The 18,768-nt window shown below is 72.7% G+C and carries 18 protein-coding genes; 6 read left to right on the forward strand and 12 right to left on the reverse strand.

The genetic code is table 11. The features are described 5' to 3' along the window. Window positions 1–47 precede the first annotated feature (47 nt). Entirely contained in the window at window positions 48–755 is a 708-nt protein-coding gene (locus tag AB0N31_RS20215) for a uridine kinase (protein ID WP_366059739.1), read from the reverse strand. Window positions 756–814: 59 nt separating this feature from the next. Here AB0N31_RS20215 and AB0N31_RS20220 point away from each other — a divergent pair, with 59 nt between their 5' ends. Further along, on the forward strand, window positions 815–1,228 hold the full coding sequence (locus AB0N31_RS20220; RefSeq protein WP_366059740.1) for a hypothetical protein: 414 nt from the start codon (window positions 815–817) through the stop codon (window positions 1,226–1,228). 74 nt (window positions 1,229–1,302) lie between these two features. On the opposite strand, the gene AB0N31_RS20225 is transcribed toward AB0N31_RS20220, so the two are convergent. The 3 genes from AB0N31_RS20225 to deoC are packed head-to-tail and all read right to left on the reverse strand — an operon-like array spanning window position 1,303 to window position 4,593. Then, complete coding sequence (locus tag AB0N31_RS20225) at window positions 1,303–2,190, reverse strand: aldehyde dehydrogenase family protein (RefSeq protein ID WP_366059741.1); 888 nt, start codon at window positions 2,188–2,190, stop codon at window positions 1,303–1,305. Next, window positions 2,183–3,619, reverse strand: a complete 1,437-nt coding sequence (locus AB0N31_RS20230; protein WP_366059742.1) for an aldehyde dehydrogenase family protein — start codon at window positions 3,617–3,619, stop codon at window positions 2,183–2,185. The genes AB0N31_RS20225 and AB0N31_RS20230 overlap by 8 nt, the downstream gene beginning before the upstream one ends. A gap of 5 nt (window positions 3,620–3,624) precedes the next feature. Beyond that, complete coding sequence (gene deoC / locus AB0N31_RS20235; protein WP_366059778.1) at window positions 3,625–4,593, reverse strand: deoxyribose-phosphate aldolase; 969 nt, start codon at window positions 4,591–4,593, stop codon at window positions 3,625–3,627. Window positions 4,594–4,794: 201 nt separating this feature from the next. Here deoC and AB0N31_RS20240 point away from each other — a divergent pair, with 201 nt between their 5' ends. Continuing rightward, on the forward strand, window positions 4,795–5,502 hold the full coding sequence (locus AB0N31_RS20240) for a PH domain-containing protein (RefSeq protein WP_366059743.1): 708 nt from the start codon (window positions 4,795–4,797) through the stop codon (window positions 5,500–5,502). A gap of 627 nt (window positions 5,503–6,129) precedes the next feature. Here AB0N31_RS20240 and AB0N31_RS20245 read toward each other — a convergent pair. From AB0N31_RS20245 to AB0N31_RS20255, 3 genes are all read right to left on the reverse strand, one after another. Next, window positions 6,130–7,761 carry a phospho-sugar mutase gene (locus tag AB0N31_RS20245; protein WP_366059744.1) on the reverse strand — a complete coding sequence of 544 codons (1,632 nt, stop codon included), beginning with the start codon at window positions 7,759–7,761 and terminating at the stop codon, window positions 6,130–6,132. A gap of 219 nt (window positions 7,762–7,980) precedes the next feature. Further along, complete coding sequence (locus AB0N31_RS20250; protein WP_363091319.1) at window positions 7,981–8,805, reverse strand: purine-nucleoside phosphorylase; 825 nt, start codon at window positions 8,803–8,805, stop codon at window positions 7,981–7,983. Window positions 8,806–8,924: 119 nt separating this feature from the next. Then, window positions 8,925–9,362, reverse strand: a complete 438-nt coding sequence (locus AB0N31_RS20255) for a gamma-glutamylcyclotransferase (RefSeq protein WP_073496227.1) — start codon at window positions 9,360–9,362, stop codon at window positions 8,925–8,927. A 116-nt stretch (window positions 9,363–9,478) separates the two neighbouring features. Between AB0N31_RS20255 and AB0N31_RS20260 the strand changes: the two genes are divergently transcribed. Together AB0N31_RS20260 and AB0N31_RS20265 are read left to right on the forward strand one after the other, a co-directional pair. Then, complete coding sequence (locus AB0N31_RS20260) at window positions 9,479–10,927, forward strand: NAD(P)H-quinone dehydrogenase (protein WP_366059745.1); 1,449 nt, start codon at window positions 9,479–9,481, stop codon at window positions 10,925–10,927. Between the two features lie 176 nt (window positions 10,928–11,103). Then, window positions 11,104–12,066 carry a DeoR/GlpR family DNA-binding transcription regulator gene (locus AB0N31_RS20265; RefSeq protein ID WP_366059746.1) on the forward strand — a complete coding sequence of 321 codons (963 nt, stop codon included), beginning with the start codon at window positions 11,104–11,106 and terminating at the stop codon, window positions 12,064–12,066. Between the two features lie 207 nt (window positions 12,067–12,273). Here AB0N31_RS20265 and AB0N31_RS20270 read toward each other — a convergent pair whose 3' ends face one another. Next, the gene (locus tag AB0N31_RS20270; RefSeq protein ID WP_366059747.1) at window positions 12,274–14,046 is read right to left on the reverse strand and encodes a biotin carboxylase N-terminal domain-containing protein; all 1,773 of its coding nucleotides are present in this window, start codon (window positions 14,044–14,046) and stop codon (window positions 12,274–12,276) included. A gap of 374 nt (window positions 14,047–14,420) precedes the next feature. Between AB0N31_RS20270 and AB0N31_RS20275 the strand changes: the two genes are divergently transcribed. Continuing rightward, on the forward strand, window positions 14,421–14,909 hold the full coding sequence (locus AB0N31_RS20275; protein ID WP_366059748.1) for a hypothetical protein: 489 nt from the start codon (window positions 14,421–14,423) through the stop codon (window positions 14,907–14,909). On the opposite strand, the gene AB0N31_RS20280 is transcribed toward AB0N31_RS20275, so the two are convergent. After that, window positions 14,878–15,498, reverse strand: coding sequence for a nucleoside triphosphate pyrophosphatase (locus AB0N31_RS20280; RefSeq protein WP_366059749.1), 621 nt, complete (start codon window positions 15,496–15,498; stop codon window positions 14,878–14,880). The two genes, AB0N31_RS20275 and AB0N31_RS20280, sit on opposite strands and share 32 nt — an antisense overlap. A gap of 40 nt (window positions 15,499–15,538) precedes the next feature. Continuing rightward, complete coding sequence (locus AB0N31_RS20285) at window positions 15,539–15,667, reverse strand: hypothetical protein (RefSeq protein WP_366059750.1); 129 nt, start codon at window positions 15,665–15,667, stop codon at window positions 15,539–15,541. 118 nt (window positions 15,668–15,785) lie between these two features. On the opposite strand from AB0N31_RS20285, the gene AB0N31_RS20290 reads away from it, so the two are divergent. After that, on the forward strand, window positions 15,786–16,916 hold the full coding sequence (locus AB0N31_RS20290) for an SGNH/GDSL hydrolase family protein (RefSeq protein WP_366059751.1): 1,131 nt from the start codon (window positions 15,786–15,788) through the stop codon (window positions 16,914–16,916). Between the two features lie 16 nt (window positions 16,917–16,932). On the opposite strand, the gene AB0N31_RS20295 is transcribed toward AB0N31_RS20290, so the two are convergent. Further along, a complete protein-coding gene (locus AB0N31_RS20295; protein WP_366059752.1) occupies window positions 16,933–17,139 on the reverse strand; it encodes an acyl-CoA carboxylase epsilon subunit in 207 nt (68 codons plus the stop codon). A gap of 9 nt (window positions 17,140–17,148) precedes the next feature. Then, window positions 17,149–18,741, reverse strand: a complete 1,593-nt coding sequence (locus AB0N31_RS20300) for an acyl-CoA carboxylase subunit beta (RefSeq protein ID WP_366059753.1) — start codon at window positions 18,739–18,741, stop codon at window positions 17,149–17,151. Between the last annotated feature and the right edge of the window lie 27 nt (window positions 18,742–18,768).

Here is an 18,768-nt window from a genome sequence, read left to right on the forward strand (position 1 = left end):
CGCGTCTTGGGGCGGGTGTTCCCGGCTCCCCCCGCGCCCGACGGGAGTCAGGCCGCCGTACGGGCCGCCGGGGCGCGGTGGCCGGCCGCCGCGGACGCCAGGCGGCCCATCGCCTCGTCGCGGTCGCAGGCGTGGGCGCCGAGCGCCCTCTGGCGGGCCACGATGGAGCGTTCGGCGCGCATCAGGCGCCAGCCGCGGCGCAGCAGGAACGGCACGGACTTGCGGCCCTCTCGCAGATCCCGCAGGAAACGGCGGCGGAACGTCCTCACCGGGCCGCGGCTCAGGCACAGCGCGTCGGCCAGCACGCCCAGTTCACGGCAGCGGTCGACGATCTCGGCGGCGAAGATGCCCTCCGCGAGGAACAGCGGGGTCCGTCCGATCTCGACGCTCTCCGTGCCGGTGCGGGCGCTCAGCGAGATGTCGTACACGGGCACCTCGGTACGGCCCGTGCGGCACAGGTCGACGATGGCGGCGACGGCCGTGTCCGCGTCCCAGGAACCGGGGTCGTCCCAGTCGATGTCGGAGCTTCCCGCGACCAGCGGCAGCGTCGGGTCGTCGCCCTCCTTGTAGAAGTCGTCGAGGCGCAGCACCGGGAGGCCGGAGCGGGCCGCGAGGAGGGACTTGCCGGAGCCGGAAGGGCCGCAGAGCAGCACGACTCGCGTGGGTACGGGCGGATGGGGACTCACGGGACACCAGTGTGAGGCATCGGCCGGGCCGGTCACGACCCCGCGGGTCGGCTTTGCAGCGCGCATCACACCGCAACTACCCTACGTGTCGACCGGATCACCCAGCGCACCAGAAGGTGGCATCGCCGATGGCCCGACACGCCTCACCCCACAGCCCCACCGCCCAACGCGCCCTGATCGCCCTCGCGACCGTCGGAGTGGCGCTGGGAGCGGGCGCGACGACGGCGTCCGCGGACGCGGCGGAGACGGTGGCGGGCGTGGTGCACACCCGCCCGACCTCGCTCGGCGACGTGGACCCGCAGGCCGGCCTGCGGGCGCTGACCGGCACGGTCGGCTACGTGACCGGCCCGCTCGCCGACCTCAAGCCCAACCCGCTCGCGGGCACCGGCGTCGACCCGCTCGACAACGGCGTCGGCACCCAGCTCGGCGACTTCCGGCCGCTCACCTCGCAGGCCCTGACGGGGCCGGTGGCGCAGGCGCAGTCGATCGGGTCCGTCCCGGTGCTCGGGCAGGTGACGGGGCTGCTGGGCGGCCGGTCGTAGCGCACGCGTGCGGAAGAGGGCCGCGGCCTCCCCGGACGGGGAGAGGGCGCGGCCCTCCGGCCTCTCGCGACGGCTCAGTAGGACGAGCCGGACGCGCCCAGCGAACCCGTCGGGTGCCAGACCGTCTTCGTCTCCAGGAACGCCGTCATGCGGTCGGTGCCGGGCGTCGCCCGCCAGTCGTCCACAGGCTGTGGACGCAGGACGCGCTTGAGGTTGTCGGCCGCCGCGACCTCCAGTTCCTTCGCCAGCACGTCGTCGGCGCCGGCCAGGTCGATCGCGTTGACGTCCTGGTGCGCCGCGAGGGGCGCCGCGATCTCCGCCGTACGGCCCGAGAGGACGTTGACGACGCCGCCGGGCAGGTCGGAGGTGGCCAGGACCTCCCCCAGGGACAGGGCCGGGAGCGGGGACCGCTCGCTCGCGATCACGATCGCCGTGTTGCCCGTGGCGATGACCGGGGCCACCACCGAGACCAGGCCCAGGAACGACGACTCCTGCGGGGCGAGGACCGCGACCACGCCGGTCGGCTCCGGGGACGACAGGTTGAAGTACGGGCCCGCCACCGGGTTCCCGCCGCCCACGACCTGGGCGATCTTGTCGGTCCAGCCCGCGTACCAGACCCAGCGGTCGATCGTGGCCTCGACCTGTTCGGCGGCCTTCGACTTCGACAGGCCCTCCGCGTCCGCGACCTCGTGCACGAACTGGCTCTTGCGGCCCTCCAGCATCTCGGCGACCCGGTAGAGGATCTGGCCCCGGTTGTAGGCCGTCGCGCCGGACCACGCACCGAACGCCTTTCGCGCGGCCACGACCGCGTCACGGGCGTCCTTGCGGGAGGAGAGCGGCGCGTTCGCCAGCCACTTGCCCTTCGAGTCCGACACCTCGTACACCCGGCCGCTCTCGGAACGCGGGAACTTCCCGCCGACGTACAGCTTGTAGGTCTTGAAGACGCTCAAACGGTCAGACATCGAGGTACGCCTCCAGGCCGTGGCGGCCGCCCTCGCGGCCGAAGCCCGACTCCTTGTAGCCGCCGAACGGCGAGGTCGGGTCGAACTTGTTGAACGTGTTGGACCAGACGACACCGGCCCGGAGCCTGCTCGCGACCGCGAGGATGCGGGAGCCCTTCTCCGACCAGATGCCCGCCGACAGGCCGTACGGCGTGTTGTTGGCCTTGGCGACGGCCTCGTCCGGGGTGCGGAAGGTGAGGACCGACAGCACCGGACCGAAGATCTCGTCGCGGGCCACCGTGTGCGCCTGCGTGACGTTCGTGAACAGCGTCGGGGCGAACCAGAAGCCGGAGGTGGGCAGTTCGCACTCCGGGGACCAGCGCTCCGCGCCCTCCTCCTCGCCGCGCTCCACCAGCGAGGTGATGCGCGCGAGCTGCTCGGCGGAGTTGATCGCGCCGATGTCGGTGTTCTTGTCCAGCGGGTCGCCCAGGCGCAGGGTGGCGAGCCTGCGCTTGAGGGAGTCCAGCAGCTCGTCGTGGATCGACTCCTGGACCAGCAGACGCGAACCCGCGCAGCAGACCTGGCCCTGGTTGAAGAAGATGCCGCTGACGACGCCCTCGACGGCCTGGTCGATCGGGGCGTCGTCGAAGACGATGTTCGCGCCCTTGCCGCCCAGTTCGAGCGTGAGCTTCTTGCGGGTGCCCGCGACGGTCCGCGCGATCTCCTTGCCGACCGCCGTGGAGCCGGTGAAGGCCACCTTGTTCACATCCGGGTGGGCGACCAGAGCCGCCCCCGCGTCGCCGTAGCCGGGAAGGATGTTGACGACGCCCCTGGGCAGACCCGCCTGGCGGCAGATGTCCGCGAAGAACAGCGCCGAAAGGGGGGTGGTCTCGGCGGGCTTCAGGACGACCGTGTTGCCGGTCGCGAGCGCCGGGGCGATCTTCCAGGCCAGCATCAGCAGCGGGAAGTTCCACGGGATGACCTGGCCCGCGACGCCCAGCGGGCGCGGGTTCGCACCGAACCCGGCGTGGTCGAGTTTGTCGGCCCAGCCCGCGTAGTAGAAGAAGTGCGCGGCGACCAGGGGGAGGTCGGCGTCGCGGGTCTCCTTGATCGGCTTGCCGTTGTCCAGCGTCTCCAGGACGGCCAGTTCGCGGCTGCGTTCCTGGATGATCCGGGCGATGCGGAACAGGTACTTCGCGCGCTCCGGGCCGGGCAGCGCCGACCACTTCTCGAACGCCTTGCGGGCCGCCCGCACGGCGCGGTCGACGTCCTCGGCGCCGGCCCGGGCGACCTCGGACAGCACCTCCTCGGTCGACGGGGACACCGTCTTGAAGACCTTGCCGTCGGCGGCCTCGGTGAACTCGCCGTCGACGAACAGGCCGTAGGAGGGCGCGATGTCGACGACCGAGCGGGACTCGGGCGCCGGTGCGTACTCGAACAGAGAAGCCATGGTGATCAGTCCACCGTCACGTAGTCGGGGCCGGAGTAGCGGCCGGTGGCCAGCTTCTGACGCTGCATCAGCAGGTCGTTCAGCAGCGAGGAGGCGCCGAAGCGGAACCAGTGGTTGTCCAGCCAGTCCTCACCCACGGTCTCGTTGACCAGGACCAGGAACTTGACGGCGTCCTTGGTGGTGCGGATGCCGCCGGCCGGCTTCACACCGACCTGCACGCCGGTCTGCGCGCGGAAGTCGCGGACGGCCTCCAGCATCAGGAGGGTGTTCGCGGGCGTCGCGTTCACCGCGACCTTGCCGGTGGACGTCTTGATGAAGTCCGCCCCGGCGAGCATGCCGAGCCAGCTGGCGCGGCGGATGTTGTCGTACGTCGACAGCTCGCCCGTCTCGAAGATGACCTTCAGGCGGGCGCTCGTGCCGCAGGCCTCCTTCACGGCGGTGATCTCGTCGTACACCTTCAGGTACCTGCCCGCGAGGAACGCGCCGCGGTCGATGACCATGTCGATCTCGTCGGCGCCCGCGGCGACGGCGTCGCGGACGTCCGCCAGCTTCACGCCGAGGGCGGCGCGGCCCGCCGGGAAGGCGGTGGCGACGGAGGCGACCTTGACGGACGAGCCGGCGACGGCGGCCTTCGCGGTGGCGACCATGTCCGGGTACACGCAGACCGCGGCGGTCGAGGGGGTCGTGCGGTCGGTCGGGTCGGGGTGGACCGCCTTCGCGCCGAGCGCCCGGACCTTGCCCGGGGTGTCCGCGCCTTCCAGCGTCGTCAGGTCGACCATCGAGATGGCGAGGTCGATGGCGTACGCCTTCGCGGTCGTCTTGATGGAACGGGTGCCGAGGGCCGCGGCGCGCGCCTCCAGGCCGACCGCGTCGACGCCGGGGAGCCCGTGGAGGAAGCGGCGCAGCGTGGCGTCGGACGTGGTGACGTCCGGGAGGGGAGGTGCCGCGGTGGGTGCGGGTGCGTTGGTGGGCATGGTCACCAGACGAGCATATCTACGCGCGTAGCGGGTGTACAGCCCTCGACGGGTCCCGGGGGCGGTGGGGACGAGGGGGCGGGCGCGGTGGCCGGGGGCGAGGCTGCGGGGGTGGGCTCGGGCCGCGCCCGGCGGCCGGGGCGGGCCGCCGGGCGGGGGCGTCGGGGGAGGCGGTTCGGGCGGTCGGGCAGAATCGGGGGTATGACGAGTTCGGATGAGCAGGGGTCGGTGCCGGCGGCTGGGGTCAAGGACCGGGTGTACCGGTCGCCCGCGGGGTTGGCCGGCGGGGTGCTGCTGCTCGGCCTGGTCGGCTGGCTCGGTGTGGACGCGATCGTCGCCGGGCAGGGCCGGACGCCCTGGCTGGCGCTCGCCATGCTGATCCTGCTGGTGCCGCTGGTCACCGCCTTCACCCTGCGGCCGGCCGTGTACGCCGGTGACGACCGGCTGCGGGTGCGCAACCCGTTCCGCGTGGTCGTGCTGCCCTGGGGGCAGGTCGCCTCCCTGCGGTCGGCGTACTCCAACGAGGTCGTCGCCGAGTCCGGGCAGAAGTTCCAGCTCTGGTCGATCCCGGTCTCGCTGCGGGCGCGCAAGCGGGCCGCCCGGCAGCAGGACCGTCTCGCCGCGGACCGGGCCGCCGAGCACGAGGGGCGGCCGCGCCGCAGGCGCGGCGGCTTCGGAGGGCCGGCCGGGTTCGGGGGCGGGCTGTCCCCGCACGCGGGCCCGGACGTTCCCGAGGGGCCCGCGCGCGCCGAGTCCGACAAGGCCATGGACGAACTGCGGAACCTGTGGGAAGTGCGGCAGAAGGAGGAGTCCGCGCAGGGCGAGGTGACCGTGCGCTGGGCCTGGGAGATCATGGGCCCGGCCGCCGCCGGCGCCCTGCTGCTGGCGATCCTGCTGGCCGTGGGATGACCTTGCGCCCTCGGCGGGGCTGAGGGCACGGGGTCCTGCCTGCCGAACGGCAGGGGCCGCACTGCCGCGCCGCCCCACTGATCGGCCCGGCGCGGGACGGCCGCGGCAGTGAGGCCGCGCCGTCGCGTGCCTCCGGGGCCCGGCGCCGGACGGCCCGGGCGGCGGGGCCACGCCGTCGGCGCCTCGTGGTGCCGGGGTGCGGCCCCACCGGGGTGGTGGCGCGCTCGGCCGCCAGGGCCGACGCGCGCGCCGAGGGCCGGGCGCGCGGCCCGCGCGATCCGTCGAAGGGCTGCCATCGCCCGGAGGCGTCCCGTGCCTGCGGTTGGGACGCGGGGCGGAGTGCCGCGGTCTGACGGCGTTCTCCGTCCAGGGCCGGGATGCCGGGTCGGGGTACCGCTGCCCGGCGGCGCCCCGTGCCTACGGCTCAGCTGCCGGCGGGGATGCGGGCGGCACCCTGCATCCTGCCGCTACGGCCCGGATGCAGGGTGCGTCGCGGCCGCCCGGCGGAACCCTTGCCCCTACGGCTCGGCTGCCGGTCGGGGTACGGTCGCCCGGCGGCGCCCTGCGCCCTTGCGGCCCGGACGCGGGCCGGGGTGCCACCGCCCGGCGGCACCCCGACCGCACGGCTCAGATGCCGGCCGCCGCCGACAGGTCCCGCTTCACGGCCGCGAGCAGCTCGGTCGCGTGGGCGCGGGCCGCCGGGAGGCCGTCGGGCGAGCCGACCGGCACCACGACCTCCAGGTAGCACTTCAGCTTCGGCTCGGTGCCGCTGGGGCGTACGACCACGCGGGCCCCGTCGAGCGTGTAGCGCAGCCCGTCGGTGGGCGGCAGCCGGTCCGTGCCCAGGGTGAGGTCCTCGGCGCGGGTGATCGCCAGCCCGGCCAGCTCGGTCGGGGGCTTCTCGCGCAGCCGCTCCATCGCACGGGCGATGACCGTCAGGTCCTCCACCCGCACCGACAGCTGGTCGGTGGCGTGCAGCCCGTGCTCCACGGCGAGGTCGTCCAGCAGTTCGAGCAGCGTGCGCCCGCGCTCCTTCAGCTCGGACGCCAGCTCGGTGACGAGGAGCGCGGCGGTGATCCCGTCCTTGTCGCGTACGCCGTCGGGGTCGACGCAGTAGCCGAGGGCCTCTTCGTAGCCGTAGCGCAGGCCGTCGACGCGGGCGATCCATTTGAAGCCGGTGAGGGTCTCCTCGTACGGCAGGCCGGCCTTCTCGGCGATCCGGCCGAGGAGGGAGGAGGAGACGATCGACTCGGCGAACGTCCCGCGCGCCCCACGGCTCACCAGGTGCGCGGCGAGCAGGGCGCCGACCTCGTCGCCGCGCAGCATCCGCCACCGGTCGCCGTCCTTGACGGCCACGGCGCAGCGGTCGGCGTCCGGGTCGTTGGCGATGACCAGATCGGGGTCGGTCTCGCGGGCCTTCGCGAACGCGAGGTCCATCGCGCCGGGCTCCTCCGGATTGGGGAACGCGACGGTCGGGAACTCCGGGTCCGGCTCGGCCTGCTCGGCGACCAGGACCGGCTCGGGGAACCCCGCCCGGGCGAAGGCCGCCAGCAGGACGTCCTTGCCCACGCCGTGCATCGCCGTGTAGACGGTGCGCGCGGTGCGGGGCGAGCCGGTGGCGAGGACGGCGTCCGTGCGGGCCAGGTAGGCGTCGAGCACGGAGTCGTCCAGGACCTGCCAGCCGCCGTCCGGACGGGGTACGTCGGCCAGGGAGCGGATCGCGTCGATCTCGGCGGCGATCTCCGCGTCGGCGGGCGGGACGATCTGCGAACCGTCGCCCAGGTAGACCTTGTAGCCGTTGTCGCGGGGCGGGTTGTGGCTGGCGGTGACCTCCACGCCGGCGACCGCGCCCAGGTGCCTTATGGCGTAGGCCAGGACCGGCGTCGGCAGCGGGCGGGGCAGGACGGCCGCGCGCAGGCCCGCGCCGGTCATCACGGCGGCGGTGTCGCGGGCGAACGCCTCCGACTTGTGGCGGGCGTCGTAGCCGATGACGACGAGGCCGTCGTGGCCGCCCTGCTTGCGGAGGTACGCGGCGAGGCCGGCGGCGGCGCGGATGACGACGGCGCGGTTCATGCGCAGGGGGCCCGCGCCGAGTTCGCCCCGCAGGCCGGCGGTGCCGAACTGGAGGGTGCCGGCGAAGCGGGCGGTGAGTTCGGCGTGGTCCCCGGCGTCGAGGAGGGCCGCGAGTTCCTCGCGGGTCTCGGGGTCGGGGTCCTCGGCGAGCCAGGTGCGGGCGCGAGCGATCAGGTCGTCGTGCACGGGTGGTCAACCTCTCGAGTCGTACGTGCGTTGTCTCGCCCCCGCCGCCCCTTCCCTTCCCGGATCCGGGGCTGCCGCCCCCGGGTCCCCGCTGTCGGCCCTGAACGGGCCTTGTCCTCGAGCGCCGGACGGGCTGGATCGCCCCGTCGTCGCTTCTCGGCTCGACGAGCCGGGACGGGGAAGTGCGGGCACGGGCCGGGGGCCAAGGGCCGGTGCCCCTTACAGCCGGTCGAGGACCCGGGTCAGCAGGGCGCCCATGCGGGTCGCGGAGTCGCGGCCGGCCTGGAGGACCTCCTCGTGGTTCAGCGGCTCGCCGGTCATCCCGGCGGCGAGGTTGGTCACCAGGGAGATGCCCAGCACCTCGGCGCCGGCCTCGCGCGCCGCGATGGCCTCCAGCACCGTCGACATGCCCACGAGGTCCGCCCCGATCACCCGGGCCATCCGGATCTCCGCCGGCGTCTCGTAGTGCGGGCCGGGGAACTGGGCGTAGACGCCCTCCTCCAGCGTGTCGTCGATCTCCTTGCACAGCGCCCGCAGCCGCGGCGAGTACAGGTCCGTCAGGTCGACGAAGTTCGCGCCGACGATCGGGGACGTCGCCGTGAGGTTGATGTGGTCGCTGATCAGCACGGGCTGACCGGGCCGCATGCCCTCGCGGAGGCCGCCGCAGCCGTTGGTCAGCACGATCGTCTTGCTGCCGGCCGCCACCGCCGTACGGACGCCGTGGGCGACGGCGGCCACCCCACGGCCCTCGTAGTAGTGCGTGCGGCCCAGGAACACCAGGGCGCGCTTCTCGCCGATCCGGTACGAGCGGATCTTGCCGCCGTGGCCCTCGACCGCCGGCGGCGGGAAACCGGGCAGCTCGGTGACCTGGAACTCGGCGTCGGGGGCGCCCAGGGCGTCCACGGCCGGTGCCCAGCCGGAGCCCATCACGAGGGCGACGTCGTGGGTCTCGGCGCCCGTCAGTTCGCGCAGGCGCGCGGCTGCGGCGTCGGCGGCGGTGTGGGGGTCGCCCTGGATGTCGTCCGGGAGAAGAGATGCGTTCACGCGATGAGGGTAGCCGGTCCGGGCCTACGCGCGTAGATGACAGAGCCCACGGGATGGCGATCGTTGTCTTGTCGTTTCCGACAAGGACGGCGGGGAGGGGGGCGAAAGGGGCCGGGACCTCAGCAGGGGCGCTTGCGCAGCTCCATCACGTAGTCGTGCGGTGCCCCCGCCGACTCCGCCGCGTCGGCCACCTCGCCCAGGTAGCGGGCGGAGGGCAGCCCGCCCTCGTAGCCGTTCAGGACGTACACCCAGCCCTGTTCCTCGCCGTCCAGGGTGTGCACCCGCACCCGCATCCGGCGGTAGATGCCGAGGCCCACGCCCTCCCACCGGTCGAGCGACTCCTCGTCCGGCGGCGCCAGGTCGTACAGCGCGACGAAGACCTGGGAGAGGGGATCCTCCACGATCGTCGCGAGCGCGCCCTCCCAGCCCAGCTGCTCGCCCCCGAACGTCAGCCGCCACCCGTTCAGCCAGCCGGTGGCGCGCAACGGCGAGTGCGGAGCGCGGCGGGACATCAGCCGCGCGTCGAGGTTGCCGGCGTACGCGGCGTAGAGCGACATGCGACGAGACTACGGCAGCCGGTCCGCACGCCACGGCCGTCGTCCGGGGTCCCTCCGGCAACGGGCGTACCTCCCCCGGCCCCCCGGGGAAGTAGCACCCCCGCCCGTGCAGGACAATGGAGTACGTGACTCGGATCGTGATCATCGGTGGCGGACCCGGCGGATACGAGGCGGCCCTGGTGGCCGCCCAGCTCGGCGCGGAGGTGACCGTCGTCGACTGCGACGGTCTGGGCGGGGCGTCGGTGCTGACCGACTGCGTGCCGTCGAAGACCCTGATCGCCACGGCCGAGGTGATGACCACCTTCGACTCCTCCTACGAGGAGCTGGGCATCATCGTCGCCGACGACACCCCGCCGCTGGAGCAGTCGGCCCGGGTGGTCGGCGTCGACCTCGACAAGGTCAACCGGCGCGTCAAACGGCTCGCGCTCGCCCAGTCCCACGACATCACCGCCTCCGTCACCCGGGCCGGCGCCCGCGTCCTGCGCGGCCGCGGCCGGCTCCAGGGCATGCAGGCCCTCGACGGCTCCCGCCAGGTCGTCGTCACCGCCGCCGACGGCACCGAGGAGACCCTCACCGCCGACGCCGTCCTCCTCGCCACCGGCGGTCACCCCCGCGAACTGCCCGACGCCCAGCCCGACGGCGAGCGCATCCTCAACTGGACCCAGGTCTACGACCTGCGCGAACTGCCCGAGGAACTCATCGTGGTCGGCTCCGGCGTCACCGGCGCCGAGTTCGCGGGCGCCTACCAGGCCCTCGGCTCCAAGGTCACCCTCGTCTCCTCCCGCGACCGCGTGCTGCCCGGCGAGGACCCGGACGCCGCCGCCGTCCTGGAGGACGTCTTCCGCCGCCGCGGCATGAACGTCATGGCCCGCTCGCGCGCCCAGTCCGCCAAGCGCGTCGGCGACCGCGTCGAGGTCACCCTCGCCGACGGCCGGGTCATCACCGGCTCGCACTGCCTGATGGCCGTCGGCGCCATCCCCAACAGCGCGGGCCTCGGCCTGGAGGAGGCCGGCGTCAGGGTCCGCGAGTCCGGCCACATCTGGACCGACCGGGTCTCCCGCACCACCGCCCCCGGCGTGTACGCCGCGGGTGACGTGACCGGCGTCTTCGCGCTGGCCTCCGTCGCCGCCATGCAGGGCCGTATCGCCATGTACCACTTCCTCGGCGACGCGGTGGCCCCGCTCAACCTCAAGACCGTCTCGTCGAACGTCTTCACCGACCCCGAGATCGCCACCGTCGGCTACTCCCAGGCCGACGTCGACAGCGGGAAGATCGACGCCCGCGTGGTGAAGCTGCCGCTGCTGCGCAACCCGCGCGCCAAGATGCAGGGCATCCGCGACGGCTTCGTCAAGATCTTCTGCCGTCCGGGCACGGAGATCGTCGTCGGCGGTGTCGTCGTGGCGCCGCGCGCCTCCGAACTCATCCACCCCATCTCGATCGCCGTCGACAACAACCTGACGGTCGAGCAGATCGCGAACGCCTTCACGGTGTACCCGTCCCTTTCGGGCTCGATCGCCGAAGTGGCACGTCAGTTGCACACCCGGAAGACGGGCAGCGACGCGTAGGGCCGATCCGGCAGCCGGCACCGACTCCCCGCTGTTCGCGGGGAGTTGTGGCGCGGGCGCGACACGGGCGGGACGACCGGGGCCGTATACCACTTCGTGTGCCACTGTGCGAACAACTTCCGCTATTCGGCGCAAAGAGCTGAAAGCAGACGGTCGCCCGCGTTACTGTCAGTTTCGTGTTCGCTGCAGAACGTCGCCAATTGATCCTCGAAATGGTGCGAGCCAACGGAGCCGTGTCGCTCCGTGAACTCGCCCGCGTCGTCCAGACCTCCGAAGTGACCGTACGGCGGGACGTGCGCGCACTGGAGGCAGAAGGACTCCTCGACCGCCGGCACGGCGGTGCGGTACTGCCGGGCGGTTTCACCCGCGAGTCCGGCTTTCCGCAGAAATCCCATCTCGCGACCGCCGAGAAGACCGCCATCGCCGACCTGGCCGCCACCTTCGTCGAAGAGGGCGAGGCCGTCGTGGTCGGGGCGGGAACCACCACCCAGGAGCTGGCCCGTCGGCTCGCCCGGATCCCCGGACTCACCGTCGTCACCAACTCCCTGCTGGTGGCCCAGGCGCTGGCGCACGCCAACCGCGTGGAGGTCGTGATGACCGGCGGCACCCTGCGCGGCTCCAACTACGCCCTCGTGGGCAGCGGAGCCGAACAGTCCCTCCAGGGACTGCGGGTCTCCAAGGCCTTCCTGTCCGGGAGCGGCCTGACCGCCGAGCGCGGTCTGTCCACCTCCAACATGCTGTCGGCGTCGGTCGACCGGGCCCTCGTCCAGGCCGCCGCCGAGGTCGTCGTGCTCGCCGACCACACCAAGCTCGGCACCGACACCATGTTCCAGACGGTGCCGACGGACGTCATCACCCGCCTGGTGACCGACGAGCCGCCGGCGCACGAGGACCGGGCCGGCACCGAACTCCAGGCTCTCGCCGACCAGGGGGTGCAGATCGCCGTGGCGGGGGCGGCGGGGAACCCGGGGGGTGAGGCCGTCCCGGCGCGGCGGCAGCAGCGTCGGGACGTACCGTTGCCGGCCCCCCGGCGGGGGCAGATGCAGGGCGCCGCGGCGGCTTTGCGGGCGGCCGCGGTACTGGGGGAGCAGGCCCCGGGGGGCGAGCGGGCGCGGGTCGCGGACATGCGACGGCGGTAGCGGTTGCCTCCGGCGACTGGAGGATGCGCCTTGTCGCCGTGGGCGGTGAGGGTGCGTTGGCGGGTGGCGGTTTGATGTGGCCGGCCGCGCAGTTCCCCGCGCCTCCGGGGTGGGCATGGGGGACGTTGGCCGACCGGCGGGAGGTGTGTGACGACGGAACCCCGCGCCCTCTTGCGGGGCACGGGGTTCCGAGGCGGGACGGTCCGGTCAGTCCTTGATCTCGCAGATGGGGGCGCCCGAGGTGATCGAGGCGCCGACCTCCGCGGCGAGGCCCTTGACGGTGCCGGAGCGGTGCGCGTTCAGGGGCTGTTCCATCTTCATGGCCTCCAGGACGACGATCAGGTCGCCCTCCTTGACCTCCTGGCCCTCCTCGACCGCGATCTTGACGATCGTGCCCTGCATCGGGGAGGCGAGGGTGTCGCCGGAGGCGACGGGGCCGGACTTCTTCGCCGCGCGCCGCTTGGGCTTGGCGCCCGCCGCGAGGCCCGTGCGGGCCAGGGACATGCCGAGCGAGACCGGGAGGGAGACCTCCAGGCGCTTGCCGCCGACCTCGACGACGACCGTCTCGCGGCCCGCCTCCTCGTCGGCCTCGGTGTCCGCGGGGGCCGCGAAGGGCTTGATGTCGTTGACGAACTCCGTCTCGATCCAGCGGGTGTGGACCGTGAAGGGGGCGTCGGAGCCGGTGAGCTCGGGGGCGAACGCCGGGTCCTTCACCACCGTGCGGTGGAAGGGGATGGCCGTGGCCATGCCCTCGACCTGGAACTCCTCCAGGGCGCGGGCGGCCCGCTGGAGGGCCTCCTTGCGGGTGCGGCCGGTGACGATCAGCTTGGCCAGCAGGGAGTCCCAGGCCGGGCCGATGACCGAGCCGGACTCCACGCCCGCGTCGAGCCGCACACCCGGCCCGGACGGGGCGTCGAACGTGGTGACGGTGCCGGGGGCCGGAAGGAAGTTGCGGCCCGGGTCCTCGCCGTTGATGCGGAACTCGAAGGAGTGGCCGCGCAACGCCGGGTCGTCGTAGCCGAGTTCCTCGCCGTCGGCGATGCGGAACATCTCGCGCACCAGGTCGATGCCGGCGACCTCCTCGGTGACCGGGTGCTCCACCTGGAGACGGGTGTTGACCTCCAGGAAGGAGATCGTGCCGTCCATGCCGACGAGGAACTCCACGGTGCCGGCACCGACGTAGCCGGCCTCCTTGAGGATGGCCTTGGAGGAGGAGTACAGCTCGGCGATCTGCTCGTCGGAGAGGAACGGCGCCGGGGCCTCCTCGACCAGCTTCTGGTGCCGACGCTGCAGGGAGCAGTCACGGGTGGAGACGACGACGACGTTGCCGTGGCTGTCGGCGAGGCACTGGGTCTCGACGTGCCGGGGGTTGTCGAGGTAGCGCTCGACGAAGCACTCGCCGCGGCCGAAGGCGGCGACGGCCTCGCGGACCGCCGAGTCGTACAGCTCGGGGACCTCTTCGAGGGTGCGGGCGACCTTGAGGCCGCGTCCGCCGCCACCGAAGGCGGCCTTGATCGCGATGGGCAGGCCGTGCTTCTCGGCGAAGGCGACGACCTCGTCGGCGCCCGACACCGGGTCCGGCGTGCCCGCCACCAGCGGCGCACCGGCGCGCTGGGCGATGTGCCGGGCGGCGACCTTGTCGCCGAGGTCGCGGATGGCCTGCGGCGGCGGGCCGATCCAGATGAGGCCCGCGTCCAGGACGGCCTGGGCGAACTCGGCGTTCTCCGAGAGGAATCCGTAGCCGGGATGGATCGCGTCCGCCCCGGACTCGCGGGCGGCGTTCAGCACCTTCTCGATGTCGAGGTAGCTGGTGCCGGGAGTGTCACCGCCCAGGGCGAACGCCTCATCCGCGGCGCGGACATGCAGAGCGTCCCGGTCCGGTTCGGCATACACGGCGACGCTTGCGATACCGGCATCCCGGCAGGCCCGGGCCACGCGGACTGCGATTTCGCCACGGTTGGCGATGAGCACCTTGCGCACGATTGAGGCTCCCTCCTTGAAACAAGCCGAGTTTAGGGACTGCCGACACGACTCATCGACCCGTCCTCGATGGTGAGCTTGCCCACACGCAGCGTGATGGCAAGCTCACTCGATTGCGAAATCCCTTGCAGCACCGCCGTACGCAGCACTCCTTCCGGAAACCCTAGCCCTCCACTGTGGCCAAGGTCTCTGTGAGCACGTGCTGCGGCCCACTCCGATTCTTTGTGGAGTCCCTACGAATGGCCCAATGATTCTTTGCCGCGGGCGGAACCCTTGCCCCAGGGTTTACCCGTTAGTAGCGTTCACGACGTCTCGAACGCTACTCGGGGTAACTAGGGGTCCCGTACGGGCCGGGTCGAAAGTGGGTGGGACCGGTGGTGCGCAGACCGGTGGCAGTCGTCGTGGCGGTCGTGCTCTTCGTGGAGGCGCTCGGCGTCGCCGCGCTGAACTGGTTCCTCGGGATCGTCGTCGACCGTCAGGACATGTCCCTGGCGGGCCTGGATCCGGACATGATGTCGACGTCCTCGAAGGCCGGCGGGATCGTCTTCGGTCTCTACTTCGCCTTCTGCGGGCTGGTCGCCCTGCTGGTGGCGGTCCGCAACCGGCCGCCGGCCGGCTTCGGCCGCGTCCTGCTGATCAGCGCCGCGGTGGTGCACGGGCTGCTGGCCGCCGTCGCGTGGGGGCTGGTGGGGTGGCCCGCGTTCCTGTCCATGGTCGTCGTGCTCGCGCTCATCGTGCTGCTGCTGATGACGTACGACCGCCGGGAGGGGCCCGCCGCGCCCGCCGCCGGGCCCCGGGACGAGGGGCCGCAGGACCAGGGGCCGGCCCCGGTCAGCGGTCCGCCGGCGCCCACAACTCCGTGATGCCCACGTCCAGTTGCGCCAGCAGTCGGCGTACGAGCGGCAGGCTGATGCCGATCACGTTGCCGTGGTCGCCGTCGATGCCGTCGATGAACGGCGCCGAGCGGCCGTCCAGGGTGAACGCCCCGGCGACGTGGAGGGGTTCGCCGGAGGCGACGTACGCGGCGATCTCCTCGTCGGTGGGCTCGCCGAAGCGGACGACGGTGGAGGCGACGGCGGAGGTGTAGCGCCCGGTCGTGGTGTCGTAGACGCAGTGGCCGGTCTGCAGCGTGCCCACGCGGCCGCGCATGGACTTCCAGCGGGCGGTGGCCTCCTCGGCGTCCGCGGGCTTGCCGAGGGCCTCGCCGTCCAGGTCGAGGACCGAGTCGCAGCCGATCACCAGGGCGCCCCGGACCTCGGGCTTCGCGGCCACGACGGAGGCCTTGGCCTCGGCGAGGGCGAGTGCCAGTTCGGCGGGGGTGGGGGCGGTCACGGCGTCCTCGTCGACCCCGCTGACGATCACCTCGGGGTCGAGTCCTGCCTGGCGCAGCAGGCCCAGCCGGGCGGGGGACTGGGAGGCGAGCACGAGACGGCGGCGCGGCTGATCGGTCATGCGGTCAGGGTATCGGCGTGCCGCGCCGCGTTCATCCCGGTCACCCGAGGCCGATGACGATCATCGCGAGCACCATGGCCAGCGCCATGAGGACCCCGAGCCGCCGCAACATCTCCTGCATGTCGCGCAGTTCCTCGGGCGGTTCGTTCTCGGGGTCGGACCACAGCATGCCGTCCAGCCTGCGGCGACGCGATGCCGGACGCCTGAGTACGCGTACTCAACTTCTCTAAACGGGACTGTGGTTTCATTAAGGCTCGCGTTGTGCCGGCCGACGAGAGGACACGTCCGTGTTCACCACCGCTTGGACCGCCCCGCCCCAGCTCCCCAGCGAGGGCTTCACCCCCAACTGGTCCCGCGAGGGCTTCTGGCGCCAGTCCGTGCGCCAGACCGTCCGGCTGACGGCGGGCGGCGACCGGGTGCGCATCCGGCTGTCGAACGCCTACGGCACCTCCCCGGTCCGGGTCGCCGCCGCCACCGTGGCCCGCACGGCCGCGGGCGCCGCCGTCGAGCCGGACTCCGTCACCCACCTCACCTTCGGGGGCGCGGGGCCCACGGCGATCCCGGCCCGGGGCCACCTGCTCAGCGACCCGGCCCCCCTCGCCGTGGCCCCCGGACAGGCGCTGACGCTGACCCTGCACTTCGACGCGGTCACCGGCCCCGCCACCTTCCACGCGCAGGCCTTCACCACCAGCCACCGCGGCGAGGGCGACCTCACGGCGGACGCGGGCGGGGAGCGCTTCGACGCGAGGAGCGAGTCCTGGTACTTCCTCACCGCCGTCGAGACCGACGCGGGCCGGGCGGACGGCATCGCCCTCCTCGGCGACTCCCTCACCGACGGCTTCGGCTCGACACCCGGCGCCGACCGGCGCTGGTCCGACCAGCTGGCCCGGCGCACCGGACGACCCGTCCTCAACGCCGGGATCGGCGGGAACCTGCTGCTCAACGACTCCGCCTGGTACGGCGAGAAGGCCCTGCACCGGCTGCGCCGCGACGTGCTGGACCGGCCGGGCGTGGACACCCTCGTGGTGCTCCTCGGCCTCAACGACATCGGCTTCGGCGAGACGGACGAGCAGCCGACGTACAAGCCCGCCCCCGTGGTGGAGGCGGACGAGCTGATCGCGGGGCACCGGGAGCTGATACGGCAGGCGCGCGGGCGGGGCCTGCGGGTGATCGGGGCGACCCTGCTGCCGTTCGGGGGCTCGGACCACTGGGGCGAGCACGCGGCCGGGGTGAGCCGCGAGGTGGACGCGTGGGTGCGCGGCTCCGGCGCCTACGACGCGGTCGTGGACCTGCGCCGGGCACTGGCCGATCCGGCGGACCCGGACCGGCTGCACCCCGCGTACGACTCCGGCGACCACCTGCACCCGGGCGACGCGGGATACGCGGTGATGGCCGAAGCCGTGGCCGCCCGTCTGTGACGGGCGGGCGGCCGGACTAGCCCGGCCAGTACGTGCGGCCCCAGGCGGCCGGGCCCGGACGGGGCAGGCGGCGGGCCGCGATGCGGGAGGGGTCCGACCAGGAGTCCCCGGCGTCCTGCGCGCCGGACGGCTCGGCCGTCGCCGCCGCGGCGCGGGCGCGCACCACCGCCAGTGCGGCGGCCAGCTCCTCCGGGGTCGGATTGCCCCGTACGACCTTGATCACAGAGGCTCCTTACAGAGGGATGTTGCCGTGCTTCTTCGGAGGGAGGGATTCCCGCTTGGTGCGCAGTTGACGCAGGCCCCGCACGATGTGCCGACGGGTGTCCGACGGCATGATCACCGCGTCGACGTAACCGCGTTCGGCGGCGATGTAGGGGTTGAGGAGCGCGTCCTCGTACTCCTGGATCAGCCGGGCGCGGGTCGCGTCGAGGTCTCCCGCGGACTCCGCCTCGGCGATCGTGCGGCGGTGCAGGATGTTGACCGCGCCCTGCGCGCCCATCACCGCGATCTGGGCGGTCGGCCAGGCCAGGTTGAGGTCGGCGCCCAGGTGCTTGGAGCCCATGACGTCGTACGCCCCGCCGAAGGCCTTGCGGGTGATGACCGTGATCAGCGGGACGGTCGCCTCCGCGTAGGCGTAGATCAGCTTGGCGCCGCGGCGGATGATGCCGTCGTGCTCCTGGTCCACGCCGGGCAGGAAGCCGGGCACGTCCACGAAGGTGACGACCGGGACGTTGAACGCGTCGCAGGTGCGCACGAACCGGGCCGCCTTCTCGGAGGCCTTGATGTCCAGGCAGCCCGCGAACTGCATCGGCTGGTTGGCGACGATGCCGACCGGACGGCCCTCCACCCGGCCGAAGCCGGTCAGGATGTTCGGCGCGTACAGCGGCTGCGTCTCGAAGAACTCGGCGTCGTCCAGGACGTGTTCGATCACCGTGTGCATGTCGTACGGCTGGTTGGCGCTGTCCGGGACGAGCGTGTCCAGCTCCAGGTCCTCGTCGGTGACGGCGAGGTCCGCCTCCTCCGGGAACGCCGGGGCCTCGGAGAGGTTGTTCGACGGCAGGTACGACAGCAGCTGCTTGACGTACTCGATGGCGTCCTTCTCGTCGCCCGCCATGTGGTGGGCCACACCCGACGTGGAGTTGTGGGTGCGCGCGCCGCCCAGTTCCTCGAAGCCGACGTCCTCGCCGGTGACCGTCTTGATGACGTCCGGACCGGTGATGAACATGTGCGAGGTCCGGTCGACCATGACGGTGAAGTCGGTGATCGCGGGCGAGTAGACCGCGCCGCCCGCGCACGGCCCGACGACCAGGCTGATCTGCGGGATCACCCCGGACGCATGGGTGTTGCGGCGGAAGATCTCGCCGTACGCCCCCAGCGAGGCCACGCCCTCCTGGATGCGGGCGCCGCCGGAGTCGTTGATGCCGATGACCGGGCAGCCGGTCTTCAGCGCGAAGTCCATGACCTTGACGATCTTCTGACCGTAGACCTCGCCGAGAGCGCCGCCGAAGACGGTGAAGTCCTGCGAGAACACGGCGACGGGCCGGCCGTCGACGGTGCCGTACCCCGTCACGACCCCGTCCCCGTACGGGCGGTTGTTCTCCAGGCCGAAGTTGGTGGAGCGGTGCCGGGCGAACTCGTCCAGCTCCACGAACGAATCCTCGTCGAGGAGGAGTTCGATGCGCTCACGGGCCGTCAGTTTGCCCTTGGCGTGCTGCTTCTCGACGGCGCGTGCGGAGCCGGCGTGCGTCGCCTCCGTGACGCGGCGCTGGAGATCCGCGAGCTTTCCCGCGGTCGTGTGGATGTCGATCTCTTCCGACTCGGACATCGGGATGCGGCTCCCTGCCTGCTCAAA

This window comes from Streptomyces sp. NPDC051051 (assembly GCF_040682975.1).
Lineage (GTDB): Bacteria > Actinomycetota > Actinomycetes > Streptomycetales > Streptomycetaceae > Streptomyces.